Below are 16,348 nucleotides of genomic sequence, written 5' to 3' on the forward strand. Positions count from 1 at the left end.
CCGCGGGCGGCCCCGGCCGAACGGAGCCGGGCGGGTACGGCGGGGCCGGGCGGGGCCGCCCGGCGTCACACCTCCGCCGTGCCCGGCGTCACCGCGTCACGGCGTCACCGCGTCACCGCGTCACGGCGTCACCGCGTCACCGCGTCACGGCGTCACCGCGTCACGGCGTCACCGCGTCACGGCGTCCCCGGAAACTGTACGGTTTCCCGAGACACAGGGAGGATTCGACGGTGTTGGTGATCCACGGGGCCTGGACCGGCGACCGGCTGGCGCTCTGGGCGGAGGATCCGTCCCGCCCCGCTTCGGGCGCCTCCCGCGCGAAGGTCCGCCCGCATCCGTTCGCGGCTCCGGCGGCGGAGATCGCCGCCGGCCTGCGGCACTGGGGGGAGGTCGCGGCGGTGGCCGCCGGCACGGCCGTCGCGGACGAGCTCGTCCTGCTCCTGCCGAGCTCGGCCCGGGGTCCGCTGCCCTCCCCCGAGTCCGGGTTGGAGGCCGCCGCCCGGCAGCCGCGGATCGCCTCCTGGCGGGTGCCCGCCCTGTTCATCGAGCCCGGCGCGGCGCTGGACCTGCTCGACCGCCTCGACGAGACGATCCGGCTCCCCGCGCAGGAGCGCGAGCCCGACGGGTCCCCGGACGGCGCGGCCGACCCGCCTGAGCCGGTTCCGGGGGCGTCCCTGCGGTATCTCCCCGTCGTCGTGGAGTACGCGCGCGAGCTGATCCGCCGCGGCCAGGTGCTGCCCCAGCTCGTCGTCGAGGAGGAGGGCCACGCGGCACGGTGGCGGCCGGTGCTGACCGGCCCCTACGCCGTCCGGTTCCGCGAGCTCGCCGCCGCGATGCCCCCCGTCTGCCGGGCCGTCGAGGAGGAGCGGCCCTCGACCCACGTGCTGGTGGAGGCCCTGGCCGGGCTCACCGACGCGGCGGTACGGCGGGCGCTCCCCGACCGGCTGCTCGGCGGCCACCGGCCGGGGCGCCGCAGCCCGGTCGCCGACCGCTGGACGGTGGCGCTCACCGGGGACGACGCCGTGCTCGGCGTGCTGACCCGGGCCGAGGCCGACAGTCTGGCCCTGCCGCTGCAGGAGTGGTTCCGATCGGCGCACCGGCTCGACACGGCGGTCCGGGTCTGCTTCCGCCTGACCGAACCCGAACCCGAACCCGAACCCGGCTCCGCGCCCGGGTCCGCCCTGCGCGCCGACCTCGTCGCGGAGTACGGCGGATCCGGCGGGTCCGGCAGGCCCCGCGGCAGGTCCGCGCCTCCGCCGGACGGCGCGTCCTGGCGGGTGGAGTTCGCCGTCCAGTCGTCGCAGGATCCGAGCCTCTACCTGCCGGCCCGGCTCGTCTGGGCGGGTGAGACCGCCCCCGGCCTCCCCACCCGGCCCGACGAGGCGCTGCTCGCCGGACTGGGCCGGGCGGCGCGGCTCTACCCCGAGCTGGAGGAGGCGCTGCGCACCCCCGCGCCCACCGAGCTCGTCCTGGACACCGCGGGCGCGTTCCTGTTCCTCCGCCGCACCGCCCCCCTCCTGGCGTCCGCCGGATTCGGCGTGCAGCTGCCCGCCTGGGCGGGCCGGACGCGGCTGGGGCTCAAGCTCACCGCCCGCTCCCCGGAGACCGGTCCGACGGCGGCCTCCGGGCAGGGGTTCGGACTGGATCAGCTGGTGGACTTCCGCATGGACCTGGCCATCGGCGACGAGACGGTCGACGAGGAGGACCTGGCCGAGCTGGCCAGGCTCAAGGTGCCGCTGGTCCGGGTGCGGGGCCGCTGGGTCGAGCTGGACGACCGGCAGCTCGCCGCCGCGCTGAAGGCCGTCGAGAACCGCCGGGCGGGCGTGATGACGGTCGCCGAGGTGGTCCGGGAGGTCGTCCGGGGCGGCGACGACGGGCTGCCGCTGGTCGAGGTGGACGCCGACGGCCTGCTGGGGGACCTGCTCTCCGGCGAGGCGGACCGCCGCCTGGAGCCGATCGCCACCCCGGCCGCCTTCCACGGCGCGCTCCGGCCGTACCAGGAGCGCGGGCTGTCCTGGCTCGGCTTCATGTCGGGCCTCGGGCTCGGCGCCGTCCTCGCCGACGACATGGGCCTGGGCAAGACCGCGCAGACCCTGGCCCTGCTCCTGGACGAGCGCGCCGGCGGCGCCCGGCCGGAGCCGACCCTGCTGGTGTGCCCGATGTCGCTGCTCGGCAACTGGCAGAAGGAGGCGGCCCGGTTCGCCCCCTCGCTCGACGTCTACACCCACCACGGCCCCGCCCGGCTGCGCGGCGACGAGCTGACCGACCGGGTGGCGCGGGCCGACCTCGTGCTCACCACCTACGGCACCGCCCTGCGGGACCGGGCGGCCCTGGCGGGTCCGGCCTGGGCGCGGGTCGTCTGCGACGAGGCCCAGGCCATCAAGAACAGCGCCGCCCGGCAGGCGCAGGCCGTACGGTCCCTCCCGGCGCGGAGCAGGCTCGCGCTGACCGGCACCCCGGTCGAGAACCACCTGGCGGAGCTCTGGTCGATCATGGAGTTCTGCAACCCCGGCCTGCTCGGCTCGGCCAAGGCGTTCCGGGAGCGCTACCAGGAACCGATCGAGCGGCACGGCGACGAGCAGGCGGCGGCCGCGCTCCGGCGCGCCACCGGGCCGTTCGTGCTGCGGCGCCTCAAGACCGACAAGACGATCATCTCCGACCTGCCGGACAAGATGGAGATGAAGATCTGGTGCAACCTCACCCCCGAGCAGGCGACCCTCTACCAGGCCGTGGTCGAGGACATGATGGGCAGGATCGCCGACAGCGAGGGCATCGAGCGGCGCGGCAACGTGCTCGCCGCCATGACGAAGCTCAAGCAGGTCTGCAACCACCCCGCCCACCTGCTCAAGGACGGGTCGCGGCTGCCCGGCCGGTCGGGGAAGCTGGCCCGGCTGGAGGAGCTGGCCGAGGAGATCGTCAGCGAGGGGGACAAGGCGCTGGTGTTCACCCAGTACACCGAGTTCGGCGCGCTGCTCCAGCCGTACCTCGCCGCGCACCTGGACCGGCCGGTGCTCTGGCTGCACGGCGGCCTGCCGAAGAAGCGGCGCGACGCGCTGGTCGAGCGGTTCCAGAACGACGACGAGCCGATGCTGTTCCTGCTCTCGCTCAAGGCCGCGGGCACCGGGCTCAACCTGACCGCCGCCGGCCACGTGGTCCACGTGGACCGGTGGTGGAACCCCGCCGTGGAGGACCAGGCGACCGACCGGGCCTTCCGGATCGGCCAGACCCGCAACGTCCAGGTCAGGAAGTTCATCTGCGTGGGCACTCTGGAGGAGCGGATCGACGAGATGATCGAGCGGAAGAAGTCCCTCGCCGAGAGCGTCGTCGGCACCGGCGAGGACTGGATCACCGGCCTGTCCACCGACCGGCTGCGCGAGCTGTTCCGGCTCGGCCCCGAGGCCGTCGCGTGAGGGGGCGCAGACCGTCCGGGCCCGCCCGGCCGGTCCGGATCGAGGGCGGCCTGCGGGCGCGCAACCGGCGGGGGTCGATCGGCGAGCAGTGGTGGTCGCGCCGGTTCGTCGACGTCCTGGAGCGGATCTGCGACCGCGGCAGGCTCAGCCGGGGGCGTACGTACGCGCGGGCCGGCAAGGTCCTCGACCTGGAGCTCACCCCCGGACTGGTCACGGCCCGGGTGCAGGGCTCCCGGCGCACGCCCTACCGGGTCGGGATCCGGATCACGGCCCACACCGCGCAGGAGTGGCGGAGGCTCACCGCCGCGCTCGCCGCGCAGGCGATCTACCGGGCGAAGCTGCTCGCCGGGGAGATGCCGCCGGAGATCGAGGACGTCTTCGGCACGTGCGGCCTGCCGCTCTTCCCCGGCGAGCACGACCTGGAGCTGGAGTGCTCCTGCCCCGACTGGGGCTTCCCCTGCAAGCACCTGTCGGCCGTGCTGTACGTGCTGGCCGAGGCGTTCGACGACGACCCGTTCCTGGTGCTGGCCTGGCGGGGGATGGATCGGGAGGCCCTGCTGGGGTCCCTGCGCGAGGCGGGCGGCGGGAACCCCGGCGCCCTGCCGGGGCTGTTCGACGTGGCCGACGCGCCGTTCGCCGAGCGGCTGGCGGACTTCTACCAGCCGGGCGTCTCGCCGGCCCGTCTGCGGGAGCGCGCCGAGCTGCCCGATACCCCGCCCGACCTGCTGCTGCGCATCCTCGACGCGCCCCCGGTCAAGGCGCGGCACATCCCGATCCTGGACCTCCTGCGGCCCGCCTACCGCGGGTTCGCCGGAGACGACGAGGCCTGAGGCCCCGTCCCCGTCCTGTCCCCCGCACCGTCCCCCCGCGCCGCTCCGGGCGCGGGGACAGCGCGGGGGGCGGGGCCTCACCGCTGCCCGGCGATGGTCTCGCGGTACCAGTGGTAGCTGGCCTTGGGCGTGCGCGCCTGGGTCGCGTAGTCGACGTGGACGAGGCCGAAGCGGGCGGCGTAGCCCCGGGCCCACTCGAAGTTGTCCAGCAGCGACCAGCAGAAGTAGCCGCGCACGTCCACCCCCGCGCCGATGGCCTCCGCGGCGGCGGCCAGGTGGTCGCGCAGGTAGGCGATGCGGCCGGTGTCGTCGAGCTCGCCGGCGTCGCCGTAGCCGTTCTCGGTGATGAAGACCGGCGGCAGGCCGGGGTAGCGGCCGGCCAGGCCGGTGAGGGTGTCGTGCAGGCCGCGCGGCTCGATCCGCCAGCCCAGCCCGCTGACCGGCGGCCCGTCCGGCGCCACCGTGCGCACGCCGATGTCGAAGGCCGAGCGCAGCGCCGGGTCGGGCTGCCCGTACGGCGCGGCGGCGGCGTGGATCGGGTAGTAGTAGTTCACCCCGAGGAAGTCCAGCGGCGCCGAGACGAGCGCCAGGTCGCCGTCGCGGCGGAACGAGAAGTCGCTGATCTCCCCGTAGACCTCCGCCATGTCACCGGGGTAGGCCCCGCCCAGCAGCGGGTCGGTGAACTGCCGGTTGACCATCAGGTCCATCCGGCGCGCGGCGGCGGCGTCCTCCGCCGACGGGCTCGCGGGCACCGCCGGGGACATGTTGAGGGTCACGCCGATCCGCTCGCCGGGGCGGGCGGTCGCCCGCATCCGGGCGACCGCCAGGCCGTGCCCGACCAGCAGGTGGTGCGCGGCGGCCAGCGCGCCGTGCCCCTCGCGGGCGCCGGGCGCGTGGCGGCCCTCGGCGTACCCGGTGATGGAGGAGCAGTAGGGCTCGTTCAGCGTGATCCAGTACGGCACGCCGTCGAGCGCCCCGTGCACGGTCGCGGCGTACTCGGCGAAGCGCTCGGCGGTCTCGCGGACCCGCCAGCCGCCGCGCTCCTCCAGCGCCTGCGGCAGGTCCCAGTGGTAGAGGGTGACGAACGGGGTGATGCCGCGCTCGTTCAGGGCGTCGACCAGGCGGCGGTAGAAGTCCAGCCCCCGCCGGTCGGCCCGGCCGCCCCCGTCGGGGAAGACGCGCGGCCAGGCCACCGAGAACCGGTAGGCGTCGACGCCGAGGCCGGCCATCAGCTCCACGTCCTGCGGCCAGCGGCGGTAGTGGTCGCAGGCGGGGTCGCCGGACTCCCCCGCCGCGACCGCGCCCGGCACCCGGGAGAAGGCGTCCCAGATCGACGGGCCGCGCCCGTCGGCGTCGACCGCTCCCTCGATCTGGTACGAGGAGGTGGCGACCCCCCACACGAACCCCGGAGGGAAGGGCCGGGTCGGCCCGGATCGCTCGTCGACGGCCGTCATCCTGTGATCGCTCCAGACATGGTTCCTCCGGTGATCCGCCCGCCGGTTCGGCGGGAACGGGGACGTCCGGAGAGACGGTGCGGATGCGCGGCCGCGGGCAACAGGCGGTGGACGTGATTCCACCGGTAAAGGCCCGGCCGTGTCAAGCGGTGAATGCGCGACGCTTTTCCCGGGGTTTCCGAAGGGGTTTCCCGAACGATTCCCCCGGGGTCCGCGACGAGGACGGCGGGGCGTTCCCGGCGGACCGCCGAGCCGAGGTTGACGAAAAAGAGACGGCCGGGATACGGTCCTGTGTAACCGGTTACATGAAACCGGTTACACGGAGAGACGCGCTAGTGTGCGGTCGTGGCAACGATAAGAGAACTGGCACGTCAGTGCGGCGTGTCGGTGGCGACGGTCTCCCGGGTCTTCAACAACCCCGAGGTGGTGAGCCCCGACACCCGCCGGAACGTCCTCAGCGCCGCGGCGCGCCTCGGCTACCTGCCGAACGAGTCCGCCCGGACCCTCGCCACGAAGAAGTCCCACCTGATCGGCCTCGCCTGGGACACGCACCACCGGCGCCCCGGATGGCGGCACCCTTTTCTCCAGGAAATCCTCATCGGCCTGAAAACGGCGCTGAGCGAACGGGGATACCACCTTCTCCTGCTCGCCGCGGGCGACGGCGAGGGAAGTCATGACCGTGCCGTGAGAAGGCACGATCTCGACGGCGTGGTCGTCATCGACGACGGCACGCAGGATCCCGCCCTGCTCCGGCTCGCGGAGAGCGGCGTGCCCTGCGTCTCACTGGACCGCCCGGTCACGGGGACCCGGGCGACCCACGTCATCTCCGACAACGCCGGCGGCGCCCGCACCGCCGTGCACCACCTGCACGGACGGGGCAGACGGGCGATCGCCACGATCGCCGGGCCGGGCCGTACGGTGCCGGGCGCCGAGCGGCTGGCCGGCTACCGCGCCGCCCTCGCGGAGCTCGGCCTGCCCGCGCGCGGCGACCTCGTGGTCGAGGGCGACTTCTACCTGTCCGGGGGCCATGCCGCGATGCGCCGCCTGCTGGACCTCGACGAGCGCCCCGACGCCGTCTTCGCGGCCGGCGACGAGATGGCGATCGGCGCGATCCGCGCGATCACCGAGGCGGGGCTGAGGGTCCCCGAGGACATCGCGGTGGTCGGCTTCGACGACATCGAGCTCGCCGCGCTGGTGCAGCCGGCCCTGACCACCGTCGCCCAGGACAAGGCCGGCTTCGGCACGGCCGCCGCCGCCGCCCTCGTCGCCATGATCGACGGCACCGCCGCCGTGCCGCCCCCGCCCAGCGTCCTGCCCACCGCACTGGTCGTCCGCGGCACGACGTAGGCGTCCGGCCGCGGCAGGACAATGGAAGCCCGAAACCACTGGAGGCATCCCATGACCGCCGGGTCCGAGAACGAGCAGGCCGCGCCGTCCCGCAAGGGAGGCGTGCGCGAGAGCCTGCTCCTGGCGGGCTGCGGCGCCGTGGCGGCGGTGCTGCTGCAGTCCTTCGTCTTCCCGCTGTTCTGGATCCCATCGGAGTCGATGGAGAACACTCTGCATGTGGGCGACGGCGTGGTCGTCAACAAGCTGCACGGCGCGGTCGAGCGCGGCGACGTGGTGGTCTTCACGGGATGGGACGGTACGGACACCATCAAACGGGTCATCGCGATCGGCGGTGACACGGTCAAGTGCTGCGACGCCCAGCGGCGGATCACCGTCAACGGGGTCCCGCTCGATGAGAAGGACTACCTTCACCCCGACGACTTCCCCTCCAAGGAGGAGTTCGAGAAGGCCGTTCCCGAGGGCCGCCTGTGGGTCATGGGCGACCGCCGCTCGGCCTCCCAGGACTCCCGCGACCACGAGGAGCGCGGAGGCGAGGGAACGATCGCGGAGGACGAGGTGACCGGCCGGGCCGTGGCCGTCTTCTGGCCCCTCTCCCGGGCGGCCGTCCTCTCGACACCGGACACGTTCGCCCGGACGTTCACCGGAGACGAATAGGTGAACCTGTTCGCCCGGGGTGGCGGCCACCCCCGCACGACCCGGGGAGGAGGTCGCCGTCGACCTCTTGACCTCGCGTCACCGTCACCGTGGCTCAGCGGTACCGGTCCCTGTCAGGCGACCTTCCACGTGCGATCACCCAGGGTCGCGACGAGATCGACCGTTCCTCCGAGCGCCGCGACATAGGCGCGCACGACATCGATGCCGGACACCTCGCCGTTCTCGATCTTGGAGATTCGCGCCTGCGTCACGCCGAGAGCCACGGCGAGCTCCACCTGGGTGACACCGGCGGCCTTGCGCATCTCGGCGAGCTGGTGGCCGCGCACGTACGCTTCCCGCCGCTGACGGGCGGCTTCCTGTCCAGCCGCCCGCTCGGCGTCCGAACGCGGGTCGAGCGCCCGCGCCTTCGCCTTGACATCGGTCCACTTGGCGTATCCGCCGCTCATCGCTCCTCCTCCTTCAACGCGACCAGGTGCTCTTCGAACCGTTCATCGGCCAGCGGGATCGCCTGGCGATACCAGCCTTCCCAGTTGCCCGCCTTGTCGCCGGCCACCAGGAAGATGGCTTCGCGCGCCGGGTCGAACGCAAAGATGATCCGGATTTCACTGCTGCCCGACGAGGGCGGCCGCAGTTCCTTCATGTTGTGAAAGCGACTTCCCTGCAACCGGTCGACCAGTGGCCGGCGCGCCGTCGGCCCCTCCTCGGCGAGTTGATCGATGGCGTCCTTGACCAGATCGGCCGTCTCGGGATCGCTCACGCAGATCGCCAGGTACCACTCTTCCACCTCGGGATGCAGACTGATCTCCCAGCTCATCGCCCCACTATAACCGATCGCTCATATTGAGGGGTCGGCGTGGCCACAAGGCTTCCATCGGGTCCACGGGATCGGGGTGGCCAATAGGGTGGCCCGGTGACACGCAGGCTTCACGAGCTGGACGCGCTCCGCGGTTTCGCCCTCTGCGGGATCATGGTGGTCAACACCTGGCAGCACACCCGCGGCCACCTGCGGGACCCGGGGCGGACCCCTCTCGACTGGGCGGTGGAGAACCTGCTGCAGGGCCGGTTCTACCCGGTCTTCTCGTTCCTGTTCGGCCTGAGCTTCGTATTGTTCCTCCGCTCCGCCGCCGAGCGGACCCCGCACCCCCGCCTGGCACTGCTGCGCCGCCTGGCCGTCCTGGCCTGCTTCGGCGCCGTGCACTGGGCGGTCGACCCCGGCGAGGTGCTGCTGCCCTACGCGCTCTTCGGCATGCTGGTGCTGCCGCCCGCCTCGTTCCTGCCGCGCTGGGCGGTGCTGCTGGCGGGGATCGCCGTGACGGCGTGGGCGACCGCCCTCGGCGGCGGGTTCGTCACCGGCGGGGTGTTCGTGGTGGTCCTCATCCCGGGACTGTTCCTGATCGGGGCGGCCCTGATGGAGTACCGCCCGTCCGGGCGCCTGCTGCCGCCCGCCTTCCTGATGAGCGCGGCGGCGGGCGGCGGGCTCGTCTGGCTGTGGAACGCCGCGCCCTGGCTGGGGAACGGCACCTACCTGCCGGGCCTCTACACCGCCGCCGGGCTGGCCTGCGCGACGGCCTACTGCACCGGGCTGCTGCTCCTCCTGCGCACCCGGCTGCGCGGCCCCCTCACGGCCGTCCTCAACCCGCTCGGCCGGATGGCGCTGACGAACTACCTGGTGAGCACCCCGGTCATCCTGCTGTCGCTGCCGCTGCTGACCGCCGACCCGACCCGGCTGTCGGGGGTGGCGCTGGCGGCGGCCGTCCTCGCCCTCCAGGCCGGCTTCAGCCGCTGGTGGCTGGCCCGGTTCCGGTACGGCCCGCTGGAGTGGGTGTGGCGGTGCCTGACGTGGATGGAACGGGTGCCGAACCGCCGGACGGGGCCGGAGACGGGACCGGCATAGGATCGGAGCCGTGACCCGCATCGCCCTGTGCCAGATCCCGGTCTCCGCCGACCCCTCCGCCAACCTCGACCAGGTCCGCCGCTGCCTCGGGCGGGCCGCCGCCGACGGCGCGGAGCTGGCGATCCTCCCCGAGGCCGCGCTCACCCGGTACGGCCGGCGCATCACCGAGCTGGCCGAGCCGCTGGACGGGCCGTTCGTCACCGGGCTGGCCGAGGCCGCCCGCGCCCACGGCCTGTCCGTGATCGCCGGGGTGTTCGAGCCGGGCACGGAGACAGACACAGAGACAGGCACGGTACCGGGCGCGGGGCCGGGCGGCGGTCGCGCGCCCCGGGTGCGCAACACCGCGGTGGCCCTCGGCCCCGACGGGGAACTCAAGGCCGCCTACCGCAAGATCCACCTGTTCGACTCCTTCGGGTCGCGCGAGTCCGAACTGGTCGAGCCGGGCGACGAGCCGGTGGTCGTGGAGCTGGCCGGGCTCCGGGTCGGCCTGGTCACCTGCTACGACCTGCGCTTCCCCGAGCTGACCCGGGCGCTGGCGGACCTGGGGGCCGACCTGTTCGCGGTGATCGCCGCGTGGGGGTCGGGGCCGATGAAGGAGGAGCACTGGACGACCCTGGTCCGGGCCCGGGCGATCGAGAACACCACCTGGACCGCGGCCGTGGGCCAGGCGCCGAACCCGGGGGCCGCCGACGGCTTCGGCATCGGCCGCAGCCTGCTGGTCGATCCGATGGGCGTGGTCCGCGCCGACCTGGGCCCGGCCTCCGCGGTGCAGACGTGCGTCCTGGACCCTCAGGTCACGATTGCCACCCGCAATGCCCTCCCGTGCCTCGAACACCGACGGCTCCCCCTCGGGAGATCTTGACCTGCTCCCCATCCTGAAAGGGACGGGGATTCCCGTGCCGCTCACGCGGCAACGCGCGGCGCGCCGCGCGCTGTGGAACGGGTGCTTGACGCTTCGCCGACCCGGGCAACCCCTGAGTCTCCACGCCCTGAGACGACCGGCCCGGCCGCCTGCCCTCTGGCCTTGATGCATTTCGCCGCGTTCACATCGGCGTGATCGACATGCCCACAGGCGGTGCAGCGGAAGACCGCTTGGCTCTCGCGGCTCTTCGCATCCACCCGCCCGCAGGCCGGCACCGAGCACGTCTGGGACGTGTACGCGGCCGGAACCGTACTGACGACGCTGCCGGTGTAACGGGCCGCCGAGCGGACCGCGACCTCCAGCCCGTACCAGCCCTTGTCCAAGATCGCCTTGTTCAGCCCCGACTTCTGCGCCACCCGCGCACCCGGCGCCGCAATCGTGCCGGACGCCGACGCGGTCATCCCGCGCACCTTCAGGTCCTCCAGCACGACGTGCGCGTAATCGCGGGTCAACCGGTGCGCGGCCTGGGCGGTGAAATCCGCGCGCCGCCGCCGCACCCGCCCCATGATCACCCCCAGGGCGCGCACCACCCGCCTGCGCCGACCCGAGCCCTTCTCCGCCCGCGCCAGTCGCCGCTGCAACCGCAGATACCGCTCGGCCTCACCGGGTGACAGGTAGCCCTGCTCGGCCGCCCGCTCGGCTTTCCCCGCCGTCGGCGGCACCAGTGCGGACACGCCGGTGGCGGTGGCGTGGCGGCGGTCGAAGAACTCCCCCTCGGAGGTGACCGCGGCGCTCACCACGCCCCGGTCCACCCCGACCGTCGCCTCGGGGCGGGCATGGACCTGCGGGGTGGACTGCCCGTCCTCGATGAGGAAGGAGATGAACCAGCAGGCGCCGTCACGCGAGACGGTCGCCGAGCGCACCGCCCCGCCCAGCGGCCGCGACAGCCGGAAGCGCACCCAGCCGAATTTCGGCAGGAACACCCGCGCCCACCGGCGGTTGACCGTCTGGACCGGGATCTGCTTGGGGGTCGGGAACCGGAACGACGGCCGCCACCGGGCCCGGGCCTTCCAGCGGACCTTCCACGTTCCGTGCCGCCGACACGCCGTATCCAGGTCCTTGAGCGTCTGCTGCAAAGCCTGCGCGGGAGCGGTGGCCAGCCAGGGAAAGTCCTTTTTGGCCTCGGCGAGCTGCCTGCACTGCTCGGCGTAGCCGATGAACGCGCCCCGGCGGCGGTAGACGCGGCGCTGCTCCAGGGCGGTGTTCCACACCGACCGGCACACGGCGGCGATCCGCTCGGCGGTCAGCTTCTGTCCGGCGTCGAACTCCAGCCGGTACCTGCGACCGGTCAGCATGCGAAACACCTCCCTCTGCGCTGCTGATGGCCCGCCTGTCGCGTGCGGACTCGAACACGTTAGCGGCTACTTCATGATCGAGGAGAGTGAATACCGGTACGGCGGGCACCGGGTGTCCGCGCCGCCCGCCCCAGCAGGTCGTGGTGACCGCAGAGCGGCGGGGCGCCGCCGATGACGCGAGGCCGCACCGCCGCCGGGAAGAGATCACGATCGGGGTGGGCGGCGACTCCGGGGGCAGGCTGCGCGCGTTCGATCGTGAAGGCGACCATTACGAATCCCGCGCTTCGCGCTCGGGACGGCCCGCCTGGCAGCGGGCCGTCCCCTGACGGGGACCGCGTTCATCCCCGGACTGAAGGAGCTCGTCGCCTAATCCGGCATGGCTTTACGGGAGCGGGTGATGTCACACATCAAGATGGCCTGCCGTGGGAACTCACCACATGATTCATGCAATTGGGCGACCGAATCCTGAAGGTCGAGGCCTTCTGCAGATCTTCGGTAAAGTGCCATCCGTGAGTGAGCCCCCTGGACGCAGAACGCAGATGCAGAAGGTCATCCCGCCCCGGTTGCTCGTGCCCTACCTGGCCGGTCAGCGGACCGTGATCTCGGGGTACGTCTACCGGGTGCAGGACTGCGTCCGGCTGACCACCCCCGCCCAGCTCTTCATGGGCCTCGACCTGGGGTTCGACGGCTCGGAGTTGGCCGTCACCGTGCCCGAGCTCTACCTGCTGCGCTGGTCCGCCCGGGACGTGGACACCTACGTCGTGCCGTACGGCCCGCACATGGGCGGCGACTGGAACGATTCACCGCCGTTCGCCGGGAACGGCTTCACCACCTCGCGCGAGCACGTCGTGCCGCAGTTCCACACCATGCCGATGCCGATCCCCCCGGGGGCAGAGATCATCCACGTGACCATCGACCGGGAGGAGCGCCCCTTCGCCCTCTACGACGGCCTCACCTGGCGGCCGGCCCCATGAGCGCGGAGATCGAGCCGGTGGCGTCGGGTTTCGTCGCCCGCTACCGGGAGCGCACCTACGCGGCGGCCCTGGGCCCGGACGCGGGCGAGGTCGTGCTGTTCAGCGAGGAGGCCGCCGACGGCTTCGAGGCCGCGCGGGGCTACTGGCGGGCCGCGGTCGCCCGCCAGGACCTCGAATGGCTGGTGCTGGTCCGCACGGTCGGCGCGTTCGGCGGCGAGCCGTGCCTGGTCCTGGACGCCACGGAGGACAACGGCGAGGAGAGCCTGCACATCGCCTACACCGGGCACAGCGGGCTGAAGGCCGAGGCGCTGGGCTACTGGATGGTCGACCACGGCGCCTACGAGGTGGTGGTCCCCCGCGACGAGGTCGTCTCCGTCCGGATCGAGCGCGTCCCGGTCCCGCTCAGCCCGGCGAAGTCCGAACCGTAGTCCCCGTCCCCCCACGGCCCGCTACAGCCCGAGTCGGCGGCGGTGAGCACGCGGGCCGGGGGCACGGAGAGGGGGCCGTCGGCAGGCGTCTCACCTCGCGACCCCGCGCCCCGCTACAGCCCGAGCCCGCGATAGCGGGCGAGCCGGGCGGCGAGCCGGTCCGCCGGGTCCTCGCCCAGCAGGCGGGCGATCTCGTACTGCAGCGCGGCGCCCACGCGGCGGCAGAACGCCTCCGGCTCGTAGGCGGCGTCGGGCGACTCCGGGACGATCCGGTCCACGATGCCGTCCCGGCGCAGGTCGGTGGATCGCACGCCCTGGGCGGCGGCGATCTCCGGGGCGAAGTCCACGCTCCGGTAGAGGATCGCCGAGGCCCCCTCCGGCGGCAGCGGGGAGAGCCAGGCGTGCTGGGCGGCCAGCACCCGGTCGGCCGGCAGCAGCGCGAGGGCGGCGCCGCCCGCGCCCTCGCCGAGCAGCAGGCAGACCGTCGGGGCCTCCAGCATCACCAGGTCGGCCAGGCAGCGGGCGATCTCGGCGGCCAGGCCGCCCTCCTCGGCCGCCTTCGACAGCGCGGCGCCGGCCGTGTCGATCACGGTGACCAGCGGCAGGCCCAGCTCCGAGGCCAGGCGCATGCCGCGCCGCGCCACCCGGAGCCCGGCCGGGCCGAGCGGCGCGACGGACCGCTGGCGGTGCCGGTCCTGGCCGAGCACGACCGCGGGGGCCGTGCCGAACCGGGCCAGGGCCAGCAGCAGGCCGGGGTCGTTCTCGCCCTCGCCGGTGCCGTTGAGCGGGGTGACGTCGCGGGCTCCGGACCGCAGCAGCTCCCGCACGCCGGGCCGGTCGTCCCGCCGGGAGCGGGTGACGGCCTCCCACGCCCCGAACGCCGGGACGCTCCCGTCCGGCTCGGGCCCGGGGTCCAGTCCCCCGCGCGGGGCGCAGAGCACCGACAGCGCCCGCATCGCGACCTCGCGGGCGTCCCCGGCGGAGACGACCGCGTCGACCAGGCCGTGCGCGAAGAGGTTCTCGGCGACCTGGACCCCTGACGGGAAGGGGTAGCCGTGCAGCGACGCGAAGACCCGCGGCCCCAGGAAGCCGATCAGCGCGCCCGGCTCGGCCGCGGTGACGTGCCCGAGCGAGCCCCAGGAGGCGAACACCCCGCCGGTGGTGGGGTGGCGCAGGTAGACGACGTACGGCAGGCCTGCGGCGCGGTGCGCGGCCACCGCGGCGGTGATCTTCACCATCTGCGCGAAGGCGAGTGCGCCCTCCTGCATCCGGGTCCCGCCGGAGGCCGGGGCGGCCAGCAGCGGGAGCCGCTCGGCGGTGGCGCGCTCGACCGCGGCGGTGAGCCGCTCGGCGGCGGCCAGCCCGATCGACCCGGCCAGGAAGGAGAACTCGCACGCGACGACCGCGACCCTGCGCCCGCCGAGCAGGCCCTCCCCGGAGACGACCGACTCGTCGTAGCCGGAGCGGGCCCGCGCCGCCGCCAGCTCGCGGGCGTAGTCGGACCCCGGCTCGGCGGGGTCGGCGGGCGGGGAGTCCCACGACCGCCACGTCCCGGGGTCGAGGACGGCCGCGATCAGGGTCCGCGCGTCCGGCCGGTCCGGCCTCACCGCGGCGCCCCCCTCTCGTGCCCCGCGCCGCGGGCGCCCGCCTCCCGCGCCAGGCCGCACGCCGTACGCACGTCCTCCGCCGCCCGCATCCGGCCGCACGCCGTACGCTTCATCGCTCCCGCTCCTCGAGCCAGGCGAGCACCTCGTCGCCGTGCTGGCCGAGGGCGGGCGGGGCGGTGTGCGCGCGGGGCGGCTCGCCGTCGAAGCGGAGCGGCGGGCCGGGCAGCTCGACCGGGCCGAGCACGGGGTGGTCCACCGTCACGACGAGCCCCTGGGAGCGGGTCTGCTCGGCGGCGTAGACCTCGTCGAGGGAGCGGATCGCCCCGGCGGGCACGCCGAGCGCGCCGAGCGCGGCCAGCCAGTGGTCGCGGCCGTGGGCGGCGAGCGCCTTCTCCATGTCGGCGATCAGCTCGTCGCGGTGCGTGAACCGATCCCGGTTCGCGGCGTACCGCGGGTCCGCCGGATCGATGCCCAGCAGCGCGGCGGCCTTGCGCCACTGCCCCTCGGTGGCCACCGCGATCTGGATCAGGCCGTCGGCGCAGCGGAACGCGCCGTAGGGGGCGATCGAGGCGTGGTGGTTGCCGCCCGCCTGGGGCACCTGGCCGCCGACCGTCCAGGCGGTGCCGTGGTAGGAGTGCACGCCGGTCACCGCGGCCAGCAGCGAGGTCCGCACGACCTTCCCCCGGCCGGTCCGCGCCCGCTCGTACAGGGCGGCGGCCACGCCGTAGGCGCCGTGGATGCCGGCGAGCAGGTCGGCGATCGAGGCGCCCACCCGGTACGGCTCGGCGGACGACGGGCCGGTGAGGCTCATCAGCCCGGCCTCGCCCTGGGCGATCTGGTCGTAGCCGGGCCGGCCGCCCTCGGGGCCGTCGTGGCCGAACCCGGTGATCGACAGGACGACCAGGCGGGGGTTGAGCTCGTGCAGCCGCTCGACGGGGAAGCCGAGCCGGTCCAGGACGCCGGTCCGGAAGTTCTCGACCAGTACGTCGCTCTGCCGCACCAGGCGCTCGACCAGGTCCCGGCCCTCGGCGGACTTCAGGTCGAGCGCGATCGAGAGCTTGTTGCGGTTGGCGGCCAGGAAGTAGGTGGAGATGTCGCCCTCGGGTCCGGCGAAGGGCGGGCCCCAGCCCCGCGACTCGTCGCCCCCGTCGGGGTGCTCCACCTTGATCACTCTGGCGCCCAGGTCGCCGAGCATCTGCGCGGCGTGCGGCCCGGCCAGCGCGCGGGACAGGTCCAGGACGACGATGTCGCCAAAGGCTCCCTGCAAGATCGACCTCCGGGTGAGAGTCGCCGATCCTAGCCGAACGGGGCCCCGAAAGGCACGGGGGCGCTACGGCGGGCGCGCCGGGGCTCCCGCCGGAGACGATACCGAGGATCGATCCGCTCGCCGCGCAGCACCGCCGTGCAGGACCCCGTGTCTCACCAGGGCCCCGCCTCGCCTCCCCCTCCCCCCCGGGTGCCCCTCCGGGCACCCCGCCTCCCCGGGCGTCCCGCCGCCGGGCAGCGCCTCCGGGCAGGGAGGGACCGGCGCCC

The 16,348-nt window shown here is 74.1% G+C and carries 14 protein-coding genes; 8 read left to right on the top strand and 6 right to left on the bottom strand.

The features are described from left to right. The first annotated feature begins 230 nt into the window (after positions 1–230). Both HS045_RS28025 and HS045_RS28030 read left to right on the top strand, forming a co-directional pair. Positions 231–3,410: a DEAD/DEAH box helicase gene (locus HS045_RS28025; RefSeq protein ID WP_196454525.1), complete on the top strand. Its 3,180-nt coding sequence runs from the start codon at positions 231–233 to the stop codon at positions 3,408–3,410. Continuing rightward, on the top strand, positions 3,407–4,240 hold the full coding sequence (locus HS045_RS28030) for an SWIM zinc finger family protein (protein ID WP_196454526.1): 834 nt from the start codon (positions 3,407–3,409) through the stop codon (positions 4,238–4,240). Before HS045_RS28025 ends, HS045_RS28030 begins: the two co-directional genes overlap by 4 nt. A gap of 77 nt (positions 4,241–4,317) precedes the next feature. Here the strand turns inward: HS045_RS28030 and HS045_RS28035 are convergent, their stop codons facing one another. Further along, on the bottom strand, positions 4,318–5,694 hold the full coding sequence (locus HS045_RS28035; protein WP_196454527.1) for a GH1 family beta-glucosidase: 1,377 nt from the start codon (positions 5,692–5,694) through the stop codon (positions 4,318–4,320). A 345-nt stretch (positions 5,695–6,039) separates the two neighbouring features. Between HS045_RS28035 and HS045_RS28040 the strand changes: the two genes are divergently transcribed. Next, positions 6,040–7,041: a LacI family DNA-binding transcriptional regulator gene (locus HS045_RS28040; RefSeq protein WP_196454528.1), complete on the top strand. Its 1,002-nt coding sequence runs from the start codon at positions 6,040–6,042 to the stop codon at positions 7,039–7,041. Between the two features lie 51 nt (positions 7,042–7,092). After that, positions 7,093–7,695, top strand: coding sequence for a signal peptidase I (lepB, locus tag HS045_RS28045; RefSeq protein ID WP_196454529.1), 603 nt, complete (start codon positions 7,093–7,095; stop codon positions 7,693–7,695). Positions 7,696–7,808: 113 nt separating this feature from the next. On the opposite strand, the gene HS045_RS28050 is transcribed toward lepB, so the two are convergent. Together HS045_RS28050 and HS045_RS28055 are read right to left on the bottom strand one after the other, a co-directional pair. Beyond that, a complete protein-coding gene (locus HS045_RS28050; RefSeq protein ID WP_196454530.1) occupies positions 7,809–8,141 on the bottom strand; it encodes a helix-turn-helix transcriptional regulator in 333 nt (110 codons plus the stop codon). Continuing rightward, entirely contained in the window at positions 8,138–8,509 is a 372-nt protein-coding gene (locus tag HS045_RS28055; protein WP_196454531.1) for a type II toxin-antitoxin system RelE/ParE family toxin, read from the bottom strand. The genes HS045_RS28050 and HS045_RS28055 overlap by 4 nt, the downstream gene beginning before the upstream one ends. Before the next feature lie 96 nt (positions 8,510–8,605). Between HS045_RS28055 and HS045_RS28060 the strand changes: the two genes are divergently transcribed. Next, entirely contained in the window at positions 8,606–9,589 is a 984-nt protein-coding gene (locus HS045_RS28060; RefSeq protein ID WP_307827762.1) for a DUF418 domain-containing protein, read from the top strand. Positions 9,590–9,599: 10 nt separating this feature from the next. Next, on the top strand, positions 9,600–10,451 hold the full coding sequence (locus HS045_RS28065; protein WP_196454532.1) for a carbon-nitrogen hydrolase family protein: 852 nt from the start codon (positions 9,600–9,602) through the stop codon (positions 10,449–10,451). A 41-nt stretch (positions 10,452–10,492) separates the two neighbouring features. On the opposite strand, the gene HS045_RS28070 is transcribed toward HS045_RS28065, so the two are convergent. Continuing rightward, the gene (locus HS045_RS28070; protein ID WP_230885010.1) at positions 10,493–11,806 is read right to left on the bottom strand and encodes a transposase; all 1,314 of its coding nucleotides are present in this window, start codon (positions 11,804–11,806) and stop codon (positions 10,493–10,495) included. A gap of 509 nt (positions 11,807–12,315) precedes the next feature. On the opposite strand from HS045_RS28070, the gene HS045_RS28075 reads away from it, so the two are divergent. Both HS045_RS28075 and HS045_RS28080 read left to right on the top strand, forming a co-directional pair. Next, complete coding sequence (locus tag HS045_RS28075; RefSeq protein WP_307827764.1) at positions 12,316–12,780, top strand: hypothetical protein; 465 nt, start codon at positions 12,316–12,318, stop codon at positions 12,778–12,780. Beyond that, on the top strand, positions 12,777–13,208 hold the full coding sequence (locus HS045_RS28080; protein ID WP_196454533.1) for a hypothetical protein: 432 nt from the start codon (positions 12,777–12,779) through the stop codon (positions 13,206–13,208). The genes HS045_RS28075 and HS045_RS28080 overlap by 4 nt, the downstream gene beginning before the upstream one ends. 113 nt (positions 13,209–13,321) lie before the next feature. Here HS045_RS28080 and HS045_RS28085 read toward each other — a convergent pair whose 3' ends face one another. After that, entirely contained in the window at positions 13,322–14,815 is a 1,494-nt protein-coding gene (locus HS045_RS28085) for a carboxyl transferase domain-containing protein (RefSeq protein ID WP_196454534.1), read from the bottom strand. Positions 14,816–14,924: 109 nt separating this feature from the next. Next, positions 14,925–16,082 (bottom strand): CaiB/BaiF CoA-transferase family protein, encoded by a 1,158-nt coding sequence (locus tag HS045_RS28090; RefSeq protein WP_196454535.1) that lies wholly within the window; start codon positions 16,080–16,082, stop codon positions 14,925–14,927. Positions 16,083–16,348: the final 266 nt, after the last annotated feature.

Source organism: Planomonospora sp. ID82291, from assembly GCF_015711645.1.
Classification (GTDB): domain Bacteria; phylum Actinomycetota; class Actinomycetes; order Streptosporangiales; family Streptosporangiaceae; genus Planomonospora.

Bases quoted from the DNA above. Each gene is read 5' to 3' on its own strand.
- HS045_RS28035 (WP_196454527.1), bottom strand. From the start codon at position 5,694: ATGACGGCCGTCGACGAGCGATCCGGGCCGACCCGGCCCTTCCCTCCG.
- lepB (WP_196454529.1), top strand. From the start codon at position 7,093: ATGACCGCCGGGTCCGAGAACGAGCAGGCCGCGCCGTCCCGCAAGGGA.
- HS045_RS28050 (WP_196454530.1), bottom strand. From the start codon at position 8,141: ATGAGCGGCGGATACGCCAAGTGGACCGATGTCAAGGCGAAGGCGCGG.
- HS045_RS28055 (WP_196454531.1), bottom strand. From the start codon at position 8,509: ATGAGCTGGGAGATCAGTCTGCATCCCGAGGTGGAAGAGTGGTACCTG.
- HS045_RS28070 (WP_230885010.1), bottom strand. From the start codon at position 11,806: ATGCTGACCGGTCGCAGGTACCGGCTGGAGTTCGACGCCGGACAGAAG.
- HS045_RS28080 (WP_196454533.1), top strand. From the start codon at position 12,777: ATGAGCGCGGAGATCGAGCCGGTGGCGTCGGGTTTCGTCGCCCGCTAC.